The following is a 20400-nucleotide window of genomic DNA, read 5'->3' on the forward strand; positions in this document are numbered from 1 at the left end:
AAGAGAGCTTTCGATGCAGCAGAAGCACGAAGCCGAAGACGACGCAGGCGGGAAGAGCCTGAGTGCGCAATTGGACAGCCGGGGACGACTTCGCGCCGGCGTGGTGCTCGCCCTCACCGTCATCGCCGTCTATGTCTGCTATCTGCTGGCAGTGCCGTTCCTTCCGGCGCTGACCTGGGCGCTGGCGCTGGCGATCCTTGCCATGCCGGCCCAGCGCTGGCTGGAGGCGAAGCTCACCAGCAGAAGCGTCTCCGCCTTCGTCGCGGTGATCGCCATCGGGCTGATCGGCGTGGTGCCGATGCTGTGGCTGGGGCGCCGCCTGCTGCAAGACGCGGCGAGCGGCGCAACGCTGCTCAGCGAGATGGTCGCGGCGGGCGAGTGGCGCGAGCTGTTCGAGGATAAGGGGCCGCTGGCGCCGGTGGTCACCTGGCTGGATGCCGCAAATCTCGACGAAGCCTTCCGGACCGTCGCCTCCTGGCTGACGACGTTCAGCGCCTCGTTCGTCTCCAGTTCGCTGCTCGGCATCATCACCTTCGTGCTGACCTTCTATCTGTTGTTCTATTTCCTGCGCGACCGGACACGGATGCTCGGCTTCATGCGGGATATCTCGCCGCTTTCGCCGGCACAGACGGAGACCGTGTTCCGGCGGGTGAAGGACATCGTCTACGCCACCGTCTACGGCACGGTGGTGGTGGCCATCGTACAAGGCAGCCTCGGTGGTCTCGCCTTCTGGTGGCTCGGCCTCCCGGCGCCAATCCTCTGGGGCACGGTGATGGGGCTGCTGGCGCTCGTGCCGGTGCTCGGCGCCTTCGTGATCTGGATTCCCGCCGCACTCTTGCTTGCCCTCGGCGGGCATTGGGAGAAGGCGGTGGTGCTGATCGCCTGGGGCTCCGTGGTGGTCGGCGGCATCGACAATCTACTCTATCCGATGCTGGTCGGGCGCCGGCTACGGCTGCACACCATCCCGACCTTTATCGCCATCCTCGGCGGCATCACGGTGTTCGGCGCGGCGGGGCTGCTGCTCGGGCCGATGATCGTGGCGGTGACCATGTCGCTGCTGCAGTTTTGGAGCGTGAAAATCGATCGGGACGGACCGGCGACAGCGGCCGGCGAAACGCCGAATTCAGCCAAGCGCAATTGAACCGCGCCGAATCAGGCGCGTCAGCTTCTTGCCCGTAACGAAGACAACCGATCGCGGCATCGGCGGGTTCCGGAAGGGAACTTCGCCCCCCTCCTCGTCCGTTTACCCGCCGTGGATCGAAACACGGACAAGAAAAGGAGGATCCCCATGCTGAAGCGAATTCTGATGACGAGCGCCGTCGCCGGCGGTTTGGCTCTTTCTGGTGTCACTGCCGCCGCCGCGGCTCCCCTGACCGTGCCGGCGCCGCAGGCACAGCCGCAGTCGCAGGTCCTCGACGTCGCCTATCAGTGCGGCGCATTCGGCTGCGTCTGGGTGCCGACCCAGCAGCCTGGCGCCACCTATTACGCACCGGGACCGATTGCGCCGAACTGCTATTGGAAACAGGGGCTGCTCGGCAACTGGAAGCAGAAATGCCGTTAGCGGGGAAGCGGGGGCGCCGGCCGCGCCTGTCCTTCTCTTAGCGGCCGGCGTCCCTGCCCGCTCGAGGCGGCATATTTCATTAACCGGGGGCGCAATGTTGCCATGCATTGCGCGCGCCTGAGCGGCAGAGTTGCAGTCCCTCAATGTGCCGAGAGTTTCGGAATAGGAGGACGAGACCCGTGTTGAAAACCGTATTGTCGTCTCTGATTGCCGCCGCGGTGCTCGCCGGCGGTGCGCTGGTCGCAGGCCATAGCAGCCCTGCCCAGGCCGCGATGAGCGCGCCACGCGTCGATATGGCCGCCAAGCCGGCTTCGCCGGTGCAGCAAGTCCGCTGGCGCTGCGGGCCTTACGCTTGCTACTGGGTGCCGAAATATCGCGGCCCAGTACCCTATTACGCCAACCGCTGGGGGCCGCCGATGCGCCCGGGCTGCTGGTGGAAACATAAGGGCAACGGCAAATGGAAGCTGAAATGCCCGTAAGCCTCACGCAGCTCTAGGATGAAGCCGGCGTTCTTCCCAAGGGCGCCGGTTTTTTTGCGGGGTTCATCGGCTTATTCCGGAAAAATACCATCTCATAGTCGCGATTTTCGCAATAGCGGCTAGGATGCGGGCGCAAAACGAAAATGTATTTGGGGTTTTGGGGGAGTTGATGTTTGCGTTCACGATCCGGCCTGGCCGGTCGGCCGTGCAGGCCGGCTTGGTGCTGGCCGTTTTTCTGACGCTGTTTTTTGCACAGCCCGCCGCGGCACTCTACGACGTCCCGTCCGGCGAAATCCCAGGAAAACCCGGCTCGATCATCCGCGTTTGGCCGCTGCAAGGCGGCGGGCCGACAGGCGCTGGCGGCAAGGCCTTCCGTATCCTCTACCGCTCCAAGGGGCTGAGAGGCGAGCCGATCGCCGTCTCCGGCGCGATCTTCATCCCCGGCGGAGCTGCACCGCAGGGCGGCTGGCCGATCATCGCCTATGCGCATCCGACATCCGGCGTGGTGCCGCCTTGCGCGCCCTCGCTCAGGCCCGACACGGCAGGGCTGATCTGGGGACTGAAGCAGATGCTGAATGCCGGCTTCATCGTCGTAGCGACGGATTATCCTGGGCTCGGCACCAGCGGCCCTCACCCCTACCTCTATGGGGACAGCGAGGCCCGCGCAGTGCTGGATTCGGTGCGCGCGGCACGGGCCATGGAGAAATCGGCCAGCAACCGCTTCGTGGCCTGGGGCCACAGCCAAGGCGGACAGGCGGTGCTGTTCACCGGCCAGATCGCACGCTCCTATGCGCCGGAGCTGAAGCTGCTGGGCGTTGCCGCCGCCGCACCGGCGACCTATCTGATCGATCTCTTCGACGACGATATCCACGATCTGGGCGGCAAGGCGCTGACCGCCATGGCGCTGTATTCCTGGTCGAAGGTGAACGGCATCTCGGCAAAATCCGTTGTGAAGTCCCAAGTCTATCCCGCCTTCGAGCGAACGGCGCAGCAATGCCTGGAATCGATCGCGCAGGTCGAGACGCTGAGCAAGGACGCCCAGCCGCTGAAAAAGGAATTTCTCACTATCGATCCGGCCAAGACCAATCCCTGGCGGCGGATCATGATGGAGAACACGCCGGGGAAGCAGCGTATCCCGGTGCCGGTGTTCCTGGCGCAAGGGACTGCCGACAAGACGGTGAACCCGGCGCTGACCAAGAAATACGGCGCGATGCTGTGCCGCCAGGGCACGCGGGTGCAGTTCGTGGCGATGCCGGGGGTGAGCCACACCTACGCGGCGCGGAACAGCGTCTCCACCGCGCTGAAATGGATGCAGGACCGCTTCCGCGGCGCGCCGGCACCGAGCAGCTGCGGCGGCTGACCAAGACACGGACGCCGGCTATTAAAGCCGGCGCCGGTCCGAGCTTCGGATCGCCGATCTACAGCGCCAGCAGCGCTAGAATCAGGATGACGACGAAGATCACCAGGAAGATGAAGAACAGAATGCGGGCAATGCCGGCGGTCGCCGCCGACACGCCGCTGAAGCCGAAGAAACCGGCGATCAGCGAAATGACGAAGAAAATCAGCGCCCATTTCAGAAGCGTCATGCGGGTTGCCTCCCAATCACAGCTTGCGAAATCCACCTCTGCCCGGCGCATCGCCTGCCGGACAGCCCCTTAGAGCCCCTTTCGGGGCCTTGCGGACACGCTAGAGGAAAGCGCCAAGCGGGCCTGGAGTTCCCGCCGCTTCCCCAGGACCTATTGCGAGATGCGGATCACCGTGTCGCCGGAGCCGTGGGTCTGCACCAGGGAATAGAGCTTGGCGGCGTTCTTCGGATGCAGCCGGACGCAGCCATGGGAGGCGGGGCGGCCGAGCGATTTGATCTCGTAGGAGCCGTGGATCGCGTAGCCCTTATAGAAGAAGATCGAATAGGGCATCGGGGCGCCGGCATATTTGCTGGAACGGTGATGCCGGGAGAGGAAGTACGGCTTAAACGTGCCGGTCGGGGTGTGATAACGGCCAACGCCGGTGGAGACCGGCCAGCTATGCACCTGACGCCCATCGACGATCACATTCATCCGCTGGTTGGCGAGACTGACCTGCGCCACCACGCCGGCATGGGCGATGGTGGTGAACAGCAGGAACGCCACGATGAAAGCCAGGATCGAGATCCCAACCCCGTACAGAAAGATCTTTCCCATTTTTCGCTTCTCCCTCAACGCGAGGTCCTTCGCTGGCGCGTCCAATGCCGCCAAAACGCAAGGACCGGTGCCAGCCCTCCGCGCCACCCTTTCCTGCGGCTCACCGGAAGACCTGCCAGTGTAAATCTGCGTCCTGAATAGGGGATGACCGGCAAAACTATTCTGAATCGGTGCAAGAAATGGCGCAAATCGGTGAACGCCCGATAAGCTTCTGTGCCAATTGGCGCCACGAATTGTGCTAAACTGCTTGCACTTTTCGTGGAGGGGCTTCGCTTTCCGCCCTTGGAAAAGGAAGCAGTCATGGCCGCAAGACCACTCGTTGCGTTCGCCGTTCTTGCTCTTGCCGCCTGTCCGGCGGCCGCCGGTCCGTTCACGCCGGAGGCCTATTCGGGCGAGGCGGAGAAGACCGCCGAGGCATCGCCTGCGCCTGCCGACGCCGCCTCTCCCACAAAAACCGCCACCAACGAAGCTACAGCGCCCACAGGTCCGGTGCCTTTGCCCGAGCGCAAGCCGCCGGTGGTACCGAGTGCGGCCGAGACCACGCCCGCGCCCGATAAGGACGCGCCGGCAAAGGAGCTGTTCGCCTCGGTCAGCGGGCCGGCCAATATGCAGGCGCGTTCCATCGGCTTTTATTCGAAAGGGTGCCTGGCCGGCGGCAAGGCGCTGCCGATTAACGGCCCCGACTGGCAGGTGATGCGCCTGTCGCGCAACCGCAATTGGGGTCATCCGGAGCTGATCGCCTATCTGGAGCGGCTGGCGAGCGACGCGCAGGGCCTGGACGGCTGGCCCGGACTCCTGGTCGGCGATCTGTCCCAGCCGCGGGGCGGGCCGATGATCACCGGCCATACCAGCCATCAGGTGGGCCTCGATGCCGATATCTGGCTCACCCCGATGCCGGACCGCATCCTCACCTCGACGGAGCGGGAGGAGATCAGCGCGGTCTCGATGCTGAAGGACCCGTTCACCGTCGATCCCGATGTGTGGACGCCGGGGCATACCAAGCTGTTGAAGCGGGCGGCGTCCTACCCGCAAGTGGCGCGCATCTTCGTGCATCCGGCGATCAAGAAGCAGCTCTGCGAGGATGCCGGTGCCGACCGGGCCTGGCTCGGCAAGATCCGCCCCTGGTGGGGGCATTTCTACCACTTCCATGTGCGGCTGAGCTGCCCTGCGGGGATGGAGGGCTGCGAGAACCAGCCGAAGGTTTCCGGCAATGACGATTGCGGCGCGCCGCTGAATTACTGGTTCGACGAGCTGAAGCAGGCGGAGATCAACAAGTCGCGCATGAAGGAGCCGGCAAAACCGGCACCGCCGCGGCGCGGCCCCTCGCTCGACGATCTGCCCGATGCCTGCACGCCGGTGCTGATGGCAGGCGGCAATGACGGCCTGCCGGCGCCGGGCGAGCCTTCGCCGATGCTGAAGGCCATGGCGAGTAAGGATGCCGGACCGCCGGCACCCTCGCTGAGCCAGTCGGAGGTCGATGTGCTGACGGGCAAGGCGCCCGCGCCCGAGACGCCGGTGCCGATGCCGACCAGGGCGCCGCGCTAGCCGCTCTTCGAACGAGACCGCGAATGCTGCAGCAGACCGCCAAACCTCAACGCAATGTGTTCGGCGAGCCGATCCAGCCCTGCTCCGACCGGCCGCTCACCGGCTTCTACCGCACCGGATGCTGCCACACCGGGCCGGACGATATCGGCATGCATACGGTCTGCGTGGAGATGACGGCAGAGTTCCTCGCCTTCTCCAAGGCACGCGGCAACGATCTCTCTACCCCGGTGCCGGATTTCGGCTTTCCGGGTCTCCAGCCGGGCGACCGCTGGTGCCTTTGCGCGCCCCGCTGGATCGAAGCGCTGGAGGCCGGGGTGGCGCCGCGGGTCTGCCTCGCCGCCACCCATGAGGCGACGCTGCAGCTCATCGAGCTCAAGGTGCTGAAGCGCCACGCGCTGGATCTGTCTTAAGAGAACCGCCCGAAGCGATGAAGGGGCCATCCCCCTCCCCCCAAGAAGGGGGAAGGCCGGGGTGAGGGTCTAAGGCTCGGAAGGAGTCCGAAAGGCCGAAATTTGACCCCCCCTCTAACTCCCCCTTTTCAGGGGGGAGGACCGCGCCGGCCCTAGCCGCGCTCCGTTCCGAAGTGATTTGGCTAGTTGATATAGACCTCGGCCCGCTGGCGCCTGCGGCCGAGCCAGAATAGCAGCACGCCGATCAGACCGAAGAGAAGCCAGGTCGGCAGGCTCAAGACGGGCAGCAGAAAACTCTCCCAGACATCAGGCCCGGCTTGGGTCTCGACCCAGCTCTTGGCGTCGGCGAAGGTCTGCGGAAAGCTGGTCTGCCATTGCTCGGCCAGCGGCGTCATCACGATGGTGCCGTCGGCGCCCAGGGTCTTGGTGGCGTCGACCACCAGGGCAACCATGGCGATGAGAAGCGCCCAAACTGCAAGAAGACGCAAGATGCGATGCATGTCGTGGAAGCCGCTGCTCGAGGACTCAAGGATTGCAAGCATTGATAGGCGAGCCGGCCCTCGCGTTCAAATCCTGAAATGGTGTTGGGGAGGGTTTTTGCGCAGTTTTAGCGCATCCCCTCTCTCGCTCCTTGCAAGGGGGCGGCGCTTCGCTATAGTGCGCGCCTTCATCGGAAAGCCAGCCGAGTGGTCGACGGCGTGTCACATTGTGAAGCACGCGCTTATCTTCGGCCCTCGGAGCAAGCTCCGGCGAAAATCTAGGAGAGGCCTGCGTGGTCGAAGGCGCACAGCATATGGCAAAGCCATATGCGTCCTTTTAAGAGAAGCGTGCGCTTTTCTTCGACAACGCGGGGCACGGCTCCGACAAAATTAGGAGAGGTGGCCGAGTGGTCGAAGGCGCACGCCTGGAACGCGTGTAGGCGGGCAACCGTCTCGAGGGTTCGAATCCCTCCCTCTCCGCCATTGTTTTATCTCACGCCAATTCGCTTCGCTCACGGCTCCGATGGGGCGCGCTTTCGCGCGACGCCCAGTCGGGCTTGCGAGCGCTGGGGCGCTCGACTCGTCGGCTCACGGTAGCTCGCTTCGCTCGCACCTCCGCGAGGGCGCGCTTTCGCGCGGCGCCCAGTCGGGCTTGTCGAGCGCAACGCGCTCGATTCCTAGCCTAACGGTCGCTCGCACCTCCGCGGGGCGGCCTGGATGGCGAGACGTTTCCATCCGCGACCGGCACCGGCATCGTCAGCTCGCACGCGCCAGGGCCACCGCGTCGGGACCTGCCGGATAGCGCAGGCGGGCGGAGCGATCGGTCGCCGCTTGCCAGACAGCCTCGGCCACATCGGTCTCCTTCGTGGTCAGCGCCGGAGCGGCGAAGGCCTCGAAGATCGGCTGGGCGAAGGCGGCATAGTCCTTGGGGATCAGAGCGGCGACGTCCATATCGGTGTTCTGCGCAAAGCGCGTGGTCGGTGCATACCCCGGCTCCACCAGTTTCACCCGCACATCGAAAGCGCCGAGCTCTTGCGCCAGCGAGCCTGTGAACCCCTCGATGGCCTGCTTGCTGGCGGTGTAAGCCGCCACCAGCGGCATCGGCGCGAGGGTGACGCTGGAGGTGACGTTGACGACGACCCCGGATCGGCGCGCGCGCATCTGCGGGATCACCGCCTGGATCATCGCCATCGTGCCGAAGGTATTGGTCTCGAACAGCTTGCGCACATGGGACATCGGCATTGCCTCGAAGGCGCCGGCGGCACCGATCCCGGCATTGTTGACCAGCACGTCGATCGGCCCGACCGCCTCCAGCGCGGCGGAAATGCTCTCCGGCACGGTCACGTCCAGCGGAAGCACCCGCAGGCGATCCGATGCAGGCAGCAGACTGTCGGCCGGATTGCGCATGGTCGCGACGACCATCCAGCCTTGGGCGTGAAAATGCCGCGCGGTTTCCAACCCATAGCCGGACGAGCAGCCGGTGATGAGAACGGTGTTCATGTCGGGTCTCCTGTTTTCGATGTTGACCCGACAGAGATAACCGGCATGATCCGTACTATCTCACATGATAATCCGTTTATCATTCGCAATAGTCCGAAATGCCCGATCCGCTGTCCCAAGTGATCCAACTTCTCCGACCCCGCGCGGTGTTCGCCAAGGGGATCAGCGGCGCCGGGCGCTGGGCGGTGCGCTATTCCGAATTCGGCCAGCCCGGGTTTTGCGCCGTGACCGAGGGGCGGTGCCGCCTCGCCGTCGATGGGGAGCCGCCGGTCGTGCTGGAAGCAGGCGATTTCGTGCTGTTGCCGGCGACGCCGGCTTTCACCATGTCCGGCTTCGAGCCGGCTCCGCCGACGCGGATCGATCCGAAGACGGCCCCTACCCCCGACGAGGAGGTGCGCTATGGCCGCCAGGACGGGCCACCGGATGTGCAGCAATTTGGCGGGTATTTCGTCTTCGACGCGCCCGACGCGGCGCTGCTTGTCTCTCTGCTTCCCCGGATGATCCATATCCGGGGGGTGCCGAGACTGGTTCAGCTGGTGCAGCTTGTCGGTGAGGAGGCGGCCAGGGACGAGATCGGCCGCGACCTCATCCTGGCCCGCCTGGTAGAGATCCTGCTGATCGAAGCCTTACGGTCGGTGCCGGGAGAAGCCGGACCGCCGGGTCTGCTGCGCGGGCTGGCAGATCCGCGGATCGCCGCCTCTTTGCGGACCATGCACGCCGATGCGGAGCGATCCTGGACGGTGAGCGATCTGGCGCGCGAGGCCGGGCTGTCCCGGTCGGCCTTCTTCGATCGGTTTGCCCGCACGGTCGGCGTCAGGCCGATGGAATATCTGCTGACCTGGCGGATGGCCGTTGCGAAGGATCTTCTGAAGGCCGGTGGCATCGCGCTGGACGAGGTGGCAAGGCGGGTCGGCTATGGCTCTGCAAGCGCGTTCAGCACCGCTTTCAGCCGTCATGCCGGAATGCCGCCCGGACGCTTCATGCGTGCCGGGGTCGAACCGCACCCGATTTCGGCTGCTGGACAGCTCGGCTGAGGCTTAGCGCGCGGCCCGGCAGGCCGGGACACATGCGCGCCCCGGCTTCGCGCGGCGCTATCCCTTCAGCGCCGCCGCTAGCACATTGGACAGCGGTGTCGTAGGCCGGCCGATCAGCGTGCTGAGCTGGCGGCTATCGTCGAAAAGCGCATCCTTGGCGGCACAGGCGTCGGATTGCGCCAGCACGGTGGCAAAGAGCTCCGGCATGCCCCCGCTGACCAGAGCCGCCGCGTAGTCGGCTTCGGAAAGATTCTGGTAGGCGATTTCCTTGCCACTCTGGCGGGAGAGCTCGGCGGCGAACTGCGCCAGCGTATAGGGCTCGTCCCCCGCTAGCTCATAGACGCGCCCGGCCTGAGGCTCCGCCGCGGTCAGCACCACCGCCGCCGCTTCGGCATAGTCGGCGCGGGGGGCGGTGGAGATCTTGCCCTCGCCCGTGGCACCGTAAAGCGTGCCCGACTTCAGAGCCACCGGAACGCCCAGGAGATAGTTCTCCGTATACCAGCTATTGCGCAGCAACGCGTAGGGCAGGCCGCTCTGCTTCAGCATGGCCTCGGTGGCGCGATGCTCCTCCGCCAGGATCAGCGGCGAGATGTCGGCGTGGAGGATGGAGGTGTAAGCGACAAGAGAGACACCGGCAGTCTTGGCCGCCTCGATCACCGCCTTATGCTGTTCCGCGCGGCGGCCCACCTCATTGCTCGAAATGAGCAGCAATTTCTCCGCGCCTTCAAGGGCGGAGCCGAGGGTCTCGGGCGCATCGTAGTCGCCATGGCGCACGACGACGCCCTCGGCGGCAAGGTCGGCGATCTTATCGGTATTGCGAGCGACCGCGACGATCTGATTTGCGGGAATGCGTTCGCGCAAGGCGGCAACGACCAAGCGGCCGAGTTGTCCGGAAGCGCCGGTGACGACGATCATGATGCAGGTCCTTTCCAGGATTGGTGACGGTCCCCTGCATCTAACCCTCGTAATTATTTTTTGTAAGTACGCACAAAAATGTTAGCTTAAAAAAATGACAAACGGCCCACACAGCACCCCGCAAAAGCTGCCCGCCGGCCTGACCGGCAAGATGGTGCGCGGCGAGATCTTCGCCGTGGAGTGCCCCTCCCGCGCGGTGCTGCGGCGGGTGACCAATCGCTGGTCGGTTCTGGTGCTGATCGCCTTGCGCGAAGAGACCTTACGGTTCAGCGCGCTGCGCCGCAGGGTCGGCGAGGTCTCCGAACGGATGCTGGCGCAGACGCTGAAGCAGCTGGAAGCTGACGGGTTCGTCAAACGCGTCGCCCATCCGGTGGTGCCGCCGCATGTCGACTATTCGCTGACGCCTCTCGGCCGGGAGCTGGTTCCCAAAGTGGCCGAGCTCGCCGACTGGATCGAGGAGAATATCGGACGCATCCGCGGGGGTGACTGACGGACGCGCGTGCCGCCGACCGATTTGCTCACCCTGCCAGCTGTTTCAATTCTTCCCACCGAGAAAGGTGCGGATGGGAGCGGCGGCCTCGGCGGGGAATTCTTCATAGAAGGAAAGCTTGCCGAACTCGGCCTCCACCGCAGTGACGTTGTCCAGCGTCGCCAGCGCCTGCATCTCGGCCTTGGAGCGGGGCGGCGTGTGGTGGCTATAGATTTCGAGGATGCCGGTCTTCACCTCGGCCGCCGTCTTAAGCCAAGCCTCACGACTATGAAACAGATCCAGCTCGCCGGAGACGAAGCGGAACGAGGCGTAGCGCGCGCCGGGGGCCTCGGTGACGCGGCGCTTGGCCTGCATGCGGGCCGGATTGAGCCAGTCGGGATCGGCATAGACATGGCCGCGCGCCATCATACCGATGACGGGGCCGTTGACATTGAGTCGGTAGAAGGCGGCGCCGATCCCCGGCAGATCGACCAGCTTAGCCAGCATCGGAAACACCCCCATCCGCTTTCCCGCCATGGTGGGCAGCGGCCCGCGCCAAGTGGGCGAGAGCAGGCAGAGCTTACCGAGACTCCCCGGCGCGTCGGCGGCTTCGGCCAAAGCGTAGGCACTGGCGTGGCCGGCGGCGATCGTCGCGAAGGGAGCGATCTTCTTCGCGAGGAAGCGGAGAAAGTCGCGATAGAGCGCGGGGCGCCAATCGACCTTCGGCCGCGGCAGCTCGCCGAAACCCGGCCAATCCACGGCGACGGTTTCGAAAGATCCGGAGAGCCGTTCCTGCAAGGGGCGCAGCTCGGCCCGAGTGGAGATGGAGCTTAGCGCCGGCAGCATGAGAAGGCGCGGTCCCGATCCAATCCGCGTCGTCCCGATCTCGACGGGCGCGCCATCGGCGATCCAGCTCAGCGTTTCTTCGATGGTCTCCATGAGCATTCCTTAGACGTGCAGGCCGCCGGCTTCGAGTGAAGACGGCGCCTGCACCCGAAGATCCGGTATAGGGCATTTCGTTAAGGGAAGGCGCAAGTGCTGCGAAAATTCCGCTATGGCGTTTGGGCCGTGACGTTCGAAACGTCTTATTTTCCAGCGCTTTTGCGATAGAGAGCGCAACCCGGCAGCGCTCCGTTTCAGACAATTCCCACGCCGTCATTTACCGGCGTTACAGAGTCTTTTTCTACAACTTGCACTTTCATATCTGCGGTGGCGCCACCGGATCTCTCCGGTGCCGATTGCCGCAAGCGAAAGGCCGGCGGTGAACGCGGATACGACTATTCTGCAGACGAGCCTGCGCAACAAGATCGTTCTGATGGCGTTGGCGATCGCGCTGATCGCTTCGCTCGCCCTTGGCGTGGCAACCCATCGGCGTTCGGTCTCGTTGGCGGAGGATCTCGGCGCTGCCAAGCTCGCCGGCGAGACCCGACTTGTGGCGTCGCAGCTTACCGATGCGGTGCGCGACATGCGGGCCGACGCGACGATCATTGCCAGCACACCGCCGATCCGAGGCATCATCCGCGCCCAGAACGCAGGCGGTATCGATCCGACGGATGGCTCGACGCTATCGCTCTGGAAACGCCGGCTTTCGACGATCTTCACCTCAATACTGGAGGCGCGGCCTGTCTATACGCAGATCCGGTATATCGGGCTTTCCGACGATGGACGCGAGCTGGTTCGGGTCAACCGAACCGAACACGGGTTTGAGCCCGTTCCCGAAGACCGGCTTCAGCAGAAAGGCAACCGCACCTATTTCAAGCTCGCTCAAGGGTTGGAGCTGGGCGAGTGGACCTATTCGGAGGTCGACTACAACAGAGAGTTCGGCCGCATCGAAAATCCCGAAATCCCGACCATCCGAGTTCTGCTCCCGATCTTCGATAAGGAGGGCAACCGGTTCGGCATGATCGTGATCAATGCCGATTACGAGGCGCTGCTGCGCCAGGCGATCAAGGATGCGGATCCGCAGAGCTACACCATCGTGGCGAACGCCAACGGCGACTTCATGACCTACGATCCGAAAGATGGGAGCACGGAATTCTCCTTTCATCTGCGGGACGACTATGCCCTACCGGCCCCGCTGCACGCCGATGCGACCGCCGACGGGCGGGGCCTGATCGCAATCGGCGAGTATTTCTTCTATTCGTTCAAAAGCGTGATCGATCTGGCCCGCGGCAACCTCGTCTTGAACGTGCTGACGCGGGAACCGAAACAATCGGTTTTGGCGCCTGCAAATCAGGCAAATCGCGAAAGCCTCTTGCTCAGTCTGGCAATTTTGATCCTCACCAGCCTGGCGGCGCTTTTCCTTGCCCGCCGGCTGACCCGGCCATTGAAGGAAATGACGCAAGAGGTCGGCCGGCTGGGACAAGGGGAGACGGAGCTCTCGCTCCCCGTCGATCAGCCGGACGAAATCGGCGCTCTGGCGCGCGCCTTCCATGAGGTCACCGGCGCCCTGGTCGAGAGCGAAGAGAAGATTCGCGCCATCATCAACGACATTGCCGATGGGCTGATCGTGACCGACGCCGAGGGCCGGATCCAGATGTTCAATCCGGCCTGCGAGGCACTGTTCGGCTATTCGGCCGCCGATGCGATCGGAAAGGATGTGGCACTGCTGCTGCCTGGCGGTCTGGCGGCGGGACTCCGCTCCGGTAACAGCGAGGTCACGGCGCGGCGGCGTGACGGCTCGAATTTCGACGCTGAGCTTTCGGTCAGTCTCGTGGCGGTCGAGGAAGGCGAACTCTATTGCGGTATCGTGCGCGATATCAGCGAACGCAAGAAGATGGAGCGGATGAAGAACGAATTCGTCTCCACGGTGAACCACGAGATCCGCACGCCGCTGACCTCGATCTCCGGCGCGCTGAGCCTGCTGCAGGCGAAGGCCGCTTCGCAGCTCGACGCCAAGAGCACCCGGCTCCTGGAGTTGGCTCAGACGGGCACGGAGCGGCTGGGACGGCTGGTGAACGATATTCTCGATGTCGAGAAGATCGAGGCCGGCAAGGTGGATTACCGAATGGAGCCGACCGAGCTGGCTCCGCTTGCCGAAGCCATCGTCGCGCGCCAAGAACCGCTGGCGGAACGCCAAGGCGTCCGGTTCGTGATCGAGAATTCGGCAGAGGGCGCGGTGGTGAATGTCGATCCGGACCGGTTCGAGCAGGCGATCGTGAACCTGCTTTCGAATGCGGCGCGCTACTCCAAGCCGGGCGATACAGTGCGGGTCGCGATCGGGCGTCTCGGTCCGGAGCAGATCCGCATCGCGGTCACCGACCAAGGTCCGGGCATCCCGGAGAAATTCCAGCCCCGCGTGTTCGACCGCTTCGCCCAAGGCGATCTTTCCGGGACGCGTAAAGGCGCAAGCAGCGGGCTCGGCCTCTATATCACCAAGACGCTGGTCGAAGCATTCGGCGGCACGATCGGGTTCGAGACCGAGCAGGGGCGCGGCACGCAGTTCTTCATCGACCTGCCGCTGGCCGGCATCTCTGCCAAAGAGGAGCGCAAAAGTGCCTGAAGAGCTGCAGCGGATCCTCTATCTGGAGGATATCGATGAGATCGCCGAGATCGGCATGATGGCGCTGGAGGATATCGGCGGCTTCACCGTGAAGCGCTGCGCCACGGGGAAAGACGCTGTCGCCGCTTTCCCCGAGTTCAAGCCGCAGCTCTGCCTGTTCGATGTCATGCTTCCCGACATTAGCGGGCTGGAGGCACTGGACGCCATCCGCGCACTGCCGGGCGGCAACGAGGCCGCCGTCGTGTTCATGACCGCGAAGGCGCAGGCCCATGAGCAGGAACAGTATCGGCAGAACGGCGTGCTGGACGTGATCTTGAAGCCGTTCGAGCCGATGACGCTCAGCGATACGGTGCGTGCGATCTGGGACGAGCATCGCTCGAAGGCCGCAGCGGGCACCTAGCCGCGCCCGGGAAACCTTCGCTTTCCTCGATTTTTCGTGCTCCGCGTCTGGACAAGTCCGACAACCTTGGATAGAGCGTGCGGCTTGCCGCGCGTCATCTGACGAAGGGAAGCGGGCAAGCTTTGGGGGAAGCGGACGTGGACGAGACCGAACTTGCCGGCCATGCGGCCCATTTGCCGATCTTCATCACCGCACCGGGGCATACCGACTGGCTGCTTGTGCTTATCGGCATCCTTCTGGTCGCCGCGGTGCTCGGCCTCGGCGCGCTGTTCCTGACTATCCATTCCCTCCCCGAACGGATTGCCCACCGGTCGAAGAAGCTGCAGCTGGAGATCGTCGCGGTGCTCTGCCTGCTGGCGCTGTTCACCCATGAGCACATGTTCTGGGTGGTGGCGCTGGTGCTGGCGATGATCGATCTGCCCGATCTCACCTCGCCGCTGAAGCGCATGGCGGTGGCGCTGGAGCATCAGGCCGGCATCCCCTCCGAACCGGAGCCAGAGACCGGCTTCGAGGAGGCTGCGCCGGAGCCAGAGACGGAGGCGCCTGCCCCGCCGGCCAAAACGCGCAAGCCGGCGGCCAAGGTGACCGCTAAGACGACGCCAGCGGCCAAGCCCGCCGCCGATAAGAAGCAGGAGAGCTGATCGATGGTCGAACTCCTGCTCTGCTCGCTGTTCACGATCCTTCCCGACTATCTCTACCGCCGCTACGCGCAAGGCAAACGGCTGGGCCACGAGATCACGCTGTATTCGGTCTGGTACGAGCTGCGCTGGGGCATCACCTCATGCCTGATGCTGACGGTGCTGCTGATCACGCTGGTGTTCTACTACCACCCCTCCACCACCGCGGCGGCCTCGTTCTTCCGCGCCGTGCCGATCGTGCCGGAGGTGAACGGCCGGGTGGCGGAGGTGCTGGTGGATATCAGCGACGAGGTGGAGCAAGGCCAGCCGATCTTCGTGCTCGACGACGCCAAGCAGAAAGCGAGCGTCGCGACGCTGAAAAGCCAGGTCACCGAGATCGACGCGCAGATGGGGTTGGCCAAGTCGGAGATCGCCACGGCGGAAGGCCAGCTGCGCCAGGCCAAGGGCGCCTACAAGCAAGCCTCGGACGAGCTGCGCACCAAGCGGGAGCTGTTCCAGCGCAACGCCAATGTGGTCTCGACCCGCGAGCTGGAGGATCTGGAGACGCTGGTCGATACGCAGCAAGGTGCGGTGGACGCGGCGGAAGCTGCGCGGGAAGAGGCGGAGCTCCGTCTCGACACGCTGCTGCCGGCGCAGAAGGCGAGCGCCGAAGCGGCCCTGGCCGAGGCGGAGGTGCAGCTTGAGAAGACCGTGGTGCGGGCCGGCGTTTCCGGCCGAGTGGAGCAATTCACGCTGCGGCCCGGCGATTTCGTCACCGCGCTGGGGCGTCCCGCCGGGGTGCTGATTCCGGAAGATGCCGGACATAACGGGCTGGTCGCCGGCTTCGGTCAGATCGAAGCCCAGGTGATCCGGGTCGGGATGATCGGCGAGGCGGCCTGCCCCTCCATGCCGCTTTCCATCGTGCCGCTGAAGGTCATCGGCGTGCAGGACTATATCGCCTCGGGCCAGGTCAATGCCGGGCAGCAATTGCTGGATCCGGCGAACCTGTCGCAGCCGGGCTCGATCCTGGTGCGGCTGGAGCCGCTCTACGACGGCACGCTGTCGCGCTTGCCACCGGGCAGCAACTGCATCGTCAATCTCTACAGCGACCATCACGCGGAAATCGCCTCGGGCGAAGCCGGCTTCTGGGGCGGGCTCTATCTGCATATGGCCGACGCGGTCGGGCTGGTGCATGCCGCCATCCTGCGCATCCAGACCTTGCTGCTGCCGATCCAGACCCTGGTGATCAGCGGCGAGCATTAGCCGACACGGATGGTGGGCGATTAGCGGTTGCGCGGGCGGGCAAACCTCTTTCTACTTTCGAACCGATGCGCCTGCTTGTCGTCTCCGATCTCCACTACACCTTGCCCCAATACGATTGGGTGCTGAGCATCGCCGACAGGTTCGACGTGGTGGTGATGGCGGGCGACCATCTGGAGATCGCCTCCCCCGTGCCGGGCCGGGCGCAAAGCGCTGTGGTGCTGAAATATTTCCAGAAGCTGCGGCAGAAGACCAAGCTGCTGATCTGCTCCGGCAATCACGATCTCAACACCCGCAATGCGCAAGGCGAGAAGATCTCCACCTGGCTGCTCGGCTCGAAGAATGACGGGCTTTTGTCGGACGGCGATTCCGTCACCATCGGCGATACGCTGTTCACCCTATGCCCGTGGTGGGACGGGCCGATCGTCAAGAAGCAGATCGGCGAGCAGCTGGCCGCGGCGGCGAAGGCGCGCAAAGCGACGCACTGGGTCTGGCTGTATCACGCCCCGCCGGTGAAGTCGGAGGTGAGCTGGGAGGCGACGCATTATTTCGGCGAGGAGCCGGTGCGCGATTGGATCGAGCAATACCAGCCCGACATGGTGTTTGCCGGTCACGCCCATCAGGCGCCTTTCGTGCAGGATGGCTCCTGGATCGACCGGATCGGCAAGACCTGGGTGTTCAATACCGGGCGCGAGTTCATCGCCCCTCCGGCGCATATCTATATCGACACCGATGCGCGCGAAGCGGTGTGGCTGTCATCGGCCGGGGCGCAGATGGTGCATCTCGATGCGCCCTTGAGCCGGCCGATCCCCTGGCTCTCCGAGCCGCCGGACTGGCTTAAGGATGTGGATCGGGCGCCCGATCCGAGCCCAGCAGAAAATCGTCCTCCTGCTGGTGAATGAGGGTTTCCAGCACGTCGCCGACCATGTTGAGGTGGCTGCCATGGCTCTCATATTGCCGCTTCACATCGGCGAGATAGCCGGTGGCGGTGTTCAGCCGCTCCGCCAGCATGCGCGCCAGGGCAAAAGCCGCTTGCGGATGGGATTTGAGGAAGGCGGGCGCATCGTCGATGACGAAGCATTCGGCCTCGGTGACGGTGCGGACGCTCGCGGTATGGGGGCAGTCGAGCAGCGCCGACATCTCGCCCAACACCGCGCCGCGCTGGCTGACCTCGGCAACCTCCATGTTGCCGCGGAACACCGCGACGCGTCCCTCAAGCAGCACGTAGAGCTTTTCGGAGCGCTCGCCCTCGGTCAGCATTTCGGTTCCCGGCGCGATGGTCTCGCGGCGGGCGTCTTGGCAAGAGTCGAGAAATGCGCTCATGAAAACGACCGTCGATTGTCAGATGCGCTTATCCTGCCCCGGAACGGCGCGCTTGGCAAAGCTGAGCAGACACCGTGTAGGAATCGATTTGGGCTCGCCCGGCAAAGTGTCAGTATCGATGCATGCGCAGAGGAGGCGCGGAGCCGATGGCAAATCGCAGAAACGGTCTGATCGCCGCGATCCTGGCAATCGGCGCCGCCGGGCTACTGGCCACCTGGTGGTGGTCGTCGGGCGATAGCTCGTCGTCACCGGATCGGACCGATGCCAATGAGAGCTTGGCGCAAGCGAATGCCGGCCCGCCGCAGCTCGACTGCATCTTCTACCGCTTCACCATCGAACGGCCGCAACTGGAGTTCCTGTTCAACCTCGAAGGCGAGCTGAGCGACCCCCGCTTCGCACAGCTCTTTATCGCAAGATCGAACGGGTCTCAGCGCGTCGTCGAGATGAAGGAAGCCCCCTATCCGGAGTGGCAATTCGATTCGGCGCCGGAGCCCAAGCTGCTGCACTCGAAGATCAAGGTGTTCGATACGTCGGCGCAAGGGCATCATTTCGAACCGATCACCATCGCGCTCTACAAATACGAGCCGACGGCCCGCGGCTCGGACTGGATGGAGGCCAGTCTGAAGAGCATCCACTATCAGAACCTGCCGGGGCAGTGCCGGCAGCTCGCCGCTATCGCCACCAACTCCGGGTCTGGCTGAGGCGCGCAGAGCGCAATGGCGGCGACGGGCGATATCCGCATCGGCATTTCAGGCTGGACCTATAAGCCCTGGCGCGGGGTGTTCTATCCCGACGGTCTCACCCAGAAGCGCGAGTTGGAATATGCCTCGCGGCAATTCCGCTCCATCGAGATCAACGGCACGTTCTACGGGCTGCAGCGGCCGGAGAGCTTCGCCCGCTGGCGGGAGGAGACGCCGGAAGGATTCGTCTTCTCGGTGAAGGCGCCGCGCTACATCACCCATCTTCGGCGCTTGCGCGAAGTCGAGGCGCCGGTCGCCAATTTCCTTGCCTCGGGCCTGTTCAATCTGAAAGAGAAGCTGGGGCCTATCCTCTGGCAGTTTCCGCCCAATATGAAATTCGAGGCGGAGCGCTTCGAAGATTTCTTCAAGCTGCTGCCGCACGACACGCAAGCCGCCTCGAAGCTCGCCAAGCGCCACGACGACAAGGTCACCGGGCGGGCGGTGCTGACCCCGGACAAAAGCCGTCCGATGCGCCATGCGGTAGAGATCCGCCATGACAGCTTCCGCAATCCGGCCTTCGTCGCACTGCTGCGGAAATACAGAATCGCGCTGGTCTGCGCCGATACGGTGGATTGGCCGCGGCTGATGGATGTCACTGCCGATTTCATCTATTGCCGGCTGCACGGCTCCGAGGAGCTCTATGCCTCCGGCTACGATGACGAGGCGCTGAAGGACTGGGCGCGGCGTATCCGGGCCTGGGCGAAAGGCGGCGAGCCGAAAGACGCGGAGCGGGTTTGCGGCGAAGCAGACTTGCGCAAAACGGGGCGCGACGTGTTCGTCTATTTCGACAATGACCGGAAGGTGCTCGCGCCGAAAAATGCCGAGACGCTGGCAAAGCGCCTCGGCATCGGGAAATAGCGCGCAGGCTACATGCTCGGGTCGACGCCCATGAACTCGAAGGGCTTGGCCTCGATGAATTCGGAGGCCGCATTGCCGGAGTAGTAATGCCCGCCGGCAATGGGCAGCTTCTTGGGGCTGGCGCCCTCGGAGAAGTCGAGATCGGAGAACTTCACCCAGAAGGTGTTCGGCGCCGTGGCGGAATCGAAGAAGTAGACCAGGTCCTTCTGATCCGCCGCGACACGCCAGATGGTGGAGGCGATATTCGGCTGGCCCGGCGTGGTGATGCCGAGCGGCACGCTGACGGCCCGGATCACCGACAATGTCTGGCCCACCGCCTGGTTGGCATAAGAGTGGCCAGGCACATCGGAGATGTAGTTCTCGGCGAGCTTCTTCTGCACCGCATCGATCAGGAAGGAGGCGCGCGCATAGCGGTCGGCGGCACGGTTGGTGCCGGGCAGGAAGCTAAGCCCGCCGATCTGCTCCCAATAGGTGTTGAGGGCAAGCTGCTGGTCGTAGGTCGGCGAGTTGGTCATCACCTTGTACTGCTTGCCGTGATGCACGACGAGCTTGCCGCCGACATATTCGAAGATCGCCGAATCCCCGCTGCTGTCGGAGATGGAAAGATGCAGCGTGCCGGCCGAGCCGTTGGGCAGCTTGGCGGTGACGATGCGGAACGGATGATCGGTGAGATGCTGCACCGCCTCGGAGACGGTGGCGAAATTGTCGAGCACATATTGCGCCCAGAGGGCAATGGAGAGCGGCGGGTTCTTGGTATCGTCGCCATAGTCGGATTCGGCGAGATAGAGCAGATTGGCGACCAGCCCCTTCTCGTTCATGCCGTCGGCACTGGCGATGTTGTAGGAGGAGGCGATCACGCTGCCGTATTTGGAGGTCCATTCCGGAGAGCCCGGGCCGGCCTCGCCGCTGCGCTTCATGCCGCGGGGGAAGACCCACAGATCGGTCTGCATGTCCTCCTTCCAATCCATGCTGCGCCCGGTGATCACGGTATCGTCGGGGCCGACATAGAGGGCGCGGGTGCAGGCAGTGGCGGTATCGGGTGCTAGGCTGCCGGCCGCGAGCAGCGTTGCAGTCAGGATCGAGAAGAGGGGCCTTGCGGACATAAGTCGTGCCTCCGGGTTAGAGCGG

Annotated in this window: 23 protein-coding genes and 1 tRNA gene; 16 read left to right on the forward strand and 8 right to left on the reverse strand. The window is 64.3% G+C overall.

The genetic code is table 11. The features are described from left to right. Positions 1 to 13 precede the first annotated feature (13 nt). The 4 genes from HT051_RS00695 (at position 14) to HT051_RS00710 (ending at position 3400) form a co-directional block, all read left to right on the forward strand. The gene (locus HT051_RS00695) at positions 14 to 1141 is read left to right on the forward strand and encodes an AI-2E family transporter (RefSeq protein WP_174540252.1); all 1128 of its coding nucleotides are present in this window, start codon (positions 14 to 16) and stop codon (positions 1139 to 1141) included. A gap of 147 nt (positions 1142 to 1288) precedes the next feature. Then, complete coding sequence (locus HT051_RS00700; RefSeq protein ID WP_174540253.1) at positions 1289 to 1561, forward strand: hypothetical protein; 273 nt, start codon at positions 1289 to 1291, stop codon at positions 1559 to 1561. Positions 1562 to 1740: 179 nt separating this feature from the next. Continuing rightward, the gene (locus tag HT051_RS00705) at positions 1741 to 2040 is read left to right on the forward strand and encodes a hypothetical protein (protein WP_174540254.1); all 300 of its coding nucleotides are present in this window, start codon (positions 1741 to 1743) and stop codon (positions 2038 to 2040) included. 169 nt (positions 2041 to 2209) lie between these two features. Continuing rightward, positions 2210 to 3400: an alpha/beta fold hydrolase gene (locus HT051_RS00710; protein WP_174540255.1), complete on the forward strand. Its 1191-nt coding sequence runs from the start codon at positions 2210 to 2212 to the stop codon at positions 3398 to 3400. A 58-nt stretch (positions 3401 to 3458) separates the two neighbouring features. Here HT051_RS00710 and HT051_RS00715 read toward each other — a convergent pair whose 3' ends face one another. Beyond that, positions 3459 to 3626 carry a DUF1328 domain-containing protein gene (locus HT051_RS00715; protein WP_174540256.1) on the reverse strand — a complete coding sequence of 56 codons (168 nt, stop codon included), beginning with the start codon at positions 3624 to 3626 and terminating at the stop codon, positions 3459 to 3461. A 150-nt stretch (positions 3627 to 3776) separates the two neighbouring features. Beyond that, the gene (locus tag HT051_RS00720; protein WP_174540257.1) at positions 3777 to 4220 is read right to left on the reverse strand and encodes a L,D-transpeptidase; all 444 of its coding nucleotides are present in this window, start codon (positions 4218 to 4220) and stop codon (positions 3777 to 3779) included. A gap of 300 nt (positions 4221 to 4520) precedes the next feature. Between HT051_RS00720 and mepA the strand changes: the two genes are divergently transcribed. Continuing rightward, complete coding sequence (gene mepA / locus HT051_RS00725) at positions 4521 to 5765, forward strand: penicillin-insensitive murein endopeptidase (RefSeq protein ID WP_174540258.1); 1245 nt, start codon at positions 4521 to 4523, stop codon at positions 5763 to 5765. A 23-nt stretch (positions 5766 to 5788) separates the two neighbouring features. Beyond that, complete coding sequence (locus HT051_RS00730; protein ID WP_174540259.1) at positions 5789 to 6175, forward strand: DUF2237 family protein; 387 nt, start codon at positions 5789 to 5791, stop codon at positions 6173 to 6175. 182 nt (positions 6176 to 6357) lie between these two features. On the opposite strand, the gene HT051_RS00735 is transcribed toward HT051_RS00730, so the two are convergent. Then, complete coding sequence (locus HT051_RS00735) at positions 6358 to 6717, reverse strand: hypothetical protein (RefSeq protein WP_174540260.1); 360 nt, start codon at positions 6715 to 6717, stop codon at positions 6358 to 6360. 330 nt (positions 6718 to 7047) lie between these two features. Between HT051_RS00735 and HT051_RS00740 the strand changes: the two genes are divergently transcribed. After that, positions 7048 to 7137: transfer RNA gene (locus HT051_RS00740), tRNA-Ser, on the forward strand. 273 nt (positions 7138 to 7410) lie between these two features. On the opposite strand, the gene HT051_RS00745 is transcribed toward HT051_RS00740, so the two are convergent. Beyond that, positions 7411 to 8154, reverse strand: coding sequence for an SDR family oxidoreductase (locus HT051_RS00745; protein WP_174540261.1), 744 nt, complete (start codon positions 8152 to 8154; stop codon positions 7411 to 7413). A 98-nt stretch (positions 8155 to 8252) separates the two neighbouring features. Here HT051_RS00745 and HT051_RS00750 point away from each other — a divergent pair, with 98 nt between their 5' ends. Next, on the forward strand, positions 8253 to 9188 hold the full coding sequence (locus HT051_RS00750) for an AraC family transcriptional regulator (protein ID WP_174540262.1): 936 nt from the start codon (positions 8253 to 8255) through the stop codon (positions 9186 to 9188). 57 nt (positions 9189 to 9245) lie between these two features. Here HT051_RS00750 and HT051_RS00755 read toward each other — a convergent pair whose 3' ends face one another. Beyond that, positions 9246 to 10103 carry an SDR family oxidoreductase gene (locus tag HT051_RS00755; protein ID WP_174540263.1) on the reverse strand — a complete coding sequence of 286 codons (858 nt, stop codon included), beginning with the start codon at positions 10101 to 10103 and terminating at the stop codon, positions 9246 to 9248. Positions 10104 to 10254: 151 nt separating this feature from the next. Between HT051_RS00755 and HT051_RS00760 the strand changes: the two genes are divergently transcribed. Next, entirely contained in the window at positions 10255 to 10593 is a 339-nt protein-coding gene (locus tag HT051_RS00760) for a winged helix-turn-helix transcriptional regulator (RefSeq protein WP_371740617.1), read from the forward strand. A 45-nt stretch (positions 10594 to 10638) separates the two neighbouring features. On the opposite strand, the gene HT051_RS00765 is transcribed toward HT051_RS00760, so the two are convergent. Beyond that, positions 10639 to 11511: an alpha/beta fold hydrolase gene (locus HT051_RS00765; RefSeq protein ID WP_174540264.1), complete on the reverse strand. Its 873-nt coding sequence runs from the start codon at positions 11509 to 11511 to the stop codon at positions 10639 to 10641. Positions 11512 to 11833: 322 nt separating this feature from the next. On the opposite strand from HT051_RS00765, the gene HT051_RS00770 reads away from it, so the two are divergent. From HT051_RS00770 to HT051_RS00790, 5 genes are all read left to right on the forward strand, one after another. After that, positions 11834 to 14074, forward strand: coding sequence for an ATP-binding protein (locus HT051_RS00770; protein WP_174540265.1), 2241 nt, complete (start codon positions 11834 to 11836; stop codon positions 14072 to 14074). Next, positions 14067 to 14474: a response regulator gene (locus HT051_RS00775; protein WP_174540266.1), complete on the forward strand. Its 408-nt coding sequence runs from the start codon at positions 14067 to 14069 to the stop codon at positions 14472 to 14474. Before HT051_RS00770 ends, HT051_RS00775 begins: the two co-directional genes overlap by 8 nt. Positions 14475 to 14611: 137 nt before the next feature. After that, complete coding sequence (locus HT051_RS00780) at positions 14612 to 15115, forward strand: hypothetical protein (protein ID WP_174540267.1); 504 nt, start codon at positions 14612 to 14614, stop codon at positions 15113 to 15115. A gap of 3 nt (positions 15116 to 15118) precedes the next feature. Beyond that, complete coding sequence (locus tag HT051_RS00785; protein WP_174540268.1) at positions 15119 to 16354, forward strand: HlyD family secretion protein; 1236 nt, start codon at positions 15119 to 15121, stop codon at positions 16352 to 16354. A gap of 65 nt (positions 16355 to 16419) precedes the next feature. Continuing rightward, complete coding sequence (locus HT051_RS00790) at positions 16420 to 17253, forward strand: metallophosphoesterase (protein ID WP_174540269.1); 834 nt, start codon at positions 16420 to 16422, stop codon at positions 17251 to 17253. Here the strand turns inward: HT051_RS00790 and HT051_RS00795 are convergent. Then, complete coding sequence (locus tag HT051_RS00795) at positions 17189 to 17674, reverse strand: cyclic nucleotide-binding domain-containing protein (RefSeq protein WP_174540270.1); 486 nt, start codon at positions 17672 to 17674, stop codon at positions 17189 to 17191. The two genes, HT051_RS00790 and HT051_RS00795, sit on opposite strands and share 65 nt — an antisense overlap. 146 nt (positions 17675 to 17820) lie before the next feature. On the opposite strand from HT051_RS00795, the gene HT051_RS00800 reads away from it, so the two are divergent. Continuing rightward, the gene (locus tag HT051_RS00800) at positions 17821 to 18375 is read left to right on the forward strand and encodes a hypothetical protein (RefSeq protein ID WP_174540271.1); all 555 of its coding nucleotides are present in this window, start codon (positions 17821 to 17823) and stop codon (positions 18373 to 18375) included. Positions 18376 to 18390: 15 nt separating this feature from the next. After that, positions 18391 to 19272 carry a DUF72 domain-containing protein gene (locus HT051_RS00805; protein ID WP_174540272.1) on the forward strand — a complete coding sequence of 294 codons (882 nt, stop codon included), beginning with the start codon at positions 18391 to 18393 and terminating at the stop codon, positions 19270 to 19272. 8 nt (positions 19273 to 19280) lie between these two features. Here HT051_RS00805 and HT051_RS00810 read toward each other — a convergent pair whose 3' ends face one another. Beyond that, positions 19281 to 20375 (reverse strand): linear amide C-N hydrolase, encoded by a 1095-nt coding sequence (locus tag HT051_RS00810; RefSeq protein ID WP_174540273.1) that lies wholly within the window; start codon positions 20373 to 20375, stop codon positions 19281 to 19283. Between the last annotated feature and the right edge of the window lie 25 nt (positions 20376 to 20400).

The sequence above is a fragment of the Methyloligella sp. GL2 genome (assembly GCF_013341275.1).
In the GTDB taxonomy this organism is placed as follows: domain Bacteria; phylum Pseudomonadota; class Alphaproteobacteria; order Rhizobiales; family Methyloligellaceae; genus Methyloligella.

Coding starts and splice junctions, on each gene's coding strand:
- mepA (WP_174540258.1), top strand. CDS start 4,521: ATGGCCGCAAGACCACTCGTTGCGTTCGCCGTTCTTGCTCTTGCCGCC.
- HT051_RS00745 (WP_174540261.1), bottom strand. CDS start 8,154: ATGAACACCGTTCTCATCACCGGCTGCTCGTCCGGCTATGGGTTGGAA.
- HT051_RS00765 (WP_174540264.1), bottom strand. CDS start 11,511: ATGGAGACCATCGAAGAAACGCTGAGCTGGATCGCCGATGGCGCGCCC.
- HT051_RS00710 (WP_174540255.1), top strand. CDS start 2,210: ATGTTTGCGTTCACGATCCGGCCTGGCCGGTCGGCCGTGCAGGCCGGC.
- HT051_RS00760 (WP_371740617.1), top strand. CDS start 10,255: ATGGTGCGCGGCGAGATCTTCGCCGTGGAGTGCCCCTCCCGCGCGGTG.
- HT051_RS00700 (WP_174540253.1), top strand. CDS start 1,289: ATGCTGAAGCGAATTCTGATGACGAGCGCCGTCGCCGGCGGTTTGGCT.
- HT051_RS00755 (WP_174540263.1), bottom strand. CDS start 10,103: ATGATCGTCGTCACCGGCGCTTCCGGACAACTCGGCCGCTTGGTCGTT.
- HT051_RS00810 (WP_174540273.1), bottom strand. CDS start 20,375: ATGTCCGCAAGGCCCCTCTTCTCGATCCTGACTGCAACGCTGCTCGCG.
- HT051_RS00785 (WP_174540268.1), top strand. CDS start 15,119: ATGGTCGAACTCCTGCTCTGCTCGCTGTTCACGATCCTTCCCGACTAT.
- HT051_RS00805 (WP_174540272.1), top strand. CDS start 18,391: ATGGCGGCGACGGGCGATATCCGCATCGGCATTTCAGGCTGGACCTAT.
- HT051_RS00790 (WP_174540269.1), top strand. CDS start 16,420: ATGCGCCTGCTTGTCGTCTCCGATCTCCACTACACCTTGCCCCAATAC.
- HT051_RS00715 (WP_174540256.1), bottom strand. CDS start 3,626: ATGACGCTTCTGAAATGGGCGCTGATTTTCTTCGTCATTTCGCTGATC.
- HT051_RS00735 (WP_174540260.1), bottom strand. CDS start 6,717: ATGCTTGCAATCCTTGAGTCCTCGAGCAGCGGCTTCCACGACATGCAT.
- HT051_RS00695 (WP_174540252.1), top strand. CDS start 14: ATGCAGCAGAAGCACGAAGCCGAAGACGACGCAGGCGGGAAGAGCCTG.
- HT051_RS00730 (WP_174540259.1), top strand. CDS start 5,789: ATGCTGCAGCAGACCGCCAAACCTCAACGCAATGTGTTCGGCGAGCCG.
- HT051_RS00750 (WP_174540262.1), top strand. CDS start 8,253: ATGCCCGATCCGCTGTCCCAAGTGATCCAACTTCTCCGACCCCGCGCG.
- HT051_RS00800 (WP_174540271.1), top strand. CDS start 17,821: ATGGCAAATCGCAGAAACGGTCTGATCGCCGCGATCCTGGCAATCGGC.
- HT051_RS00720 (WP_174540257.1), bottom strand. CDS start 4,220: ATGGGAAAGATCTTTCTGTACGGGGTTGGGATCTCGATCCTGGCTTTC.
- HT051_RS00795 (WP_174540270.1), bottom strand. CDS start 17,674: ATGAGCGCATTTCTCGACTCTTGCCAAGACGCCCGCCGCGAGACCATC.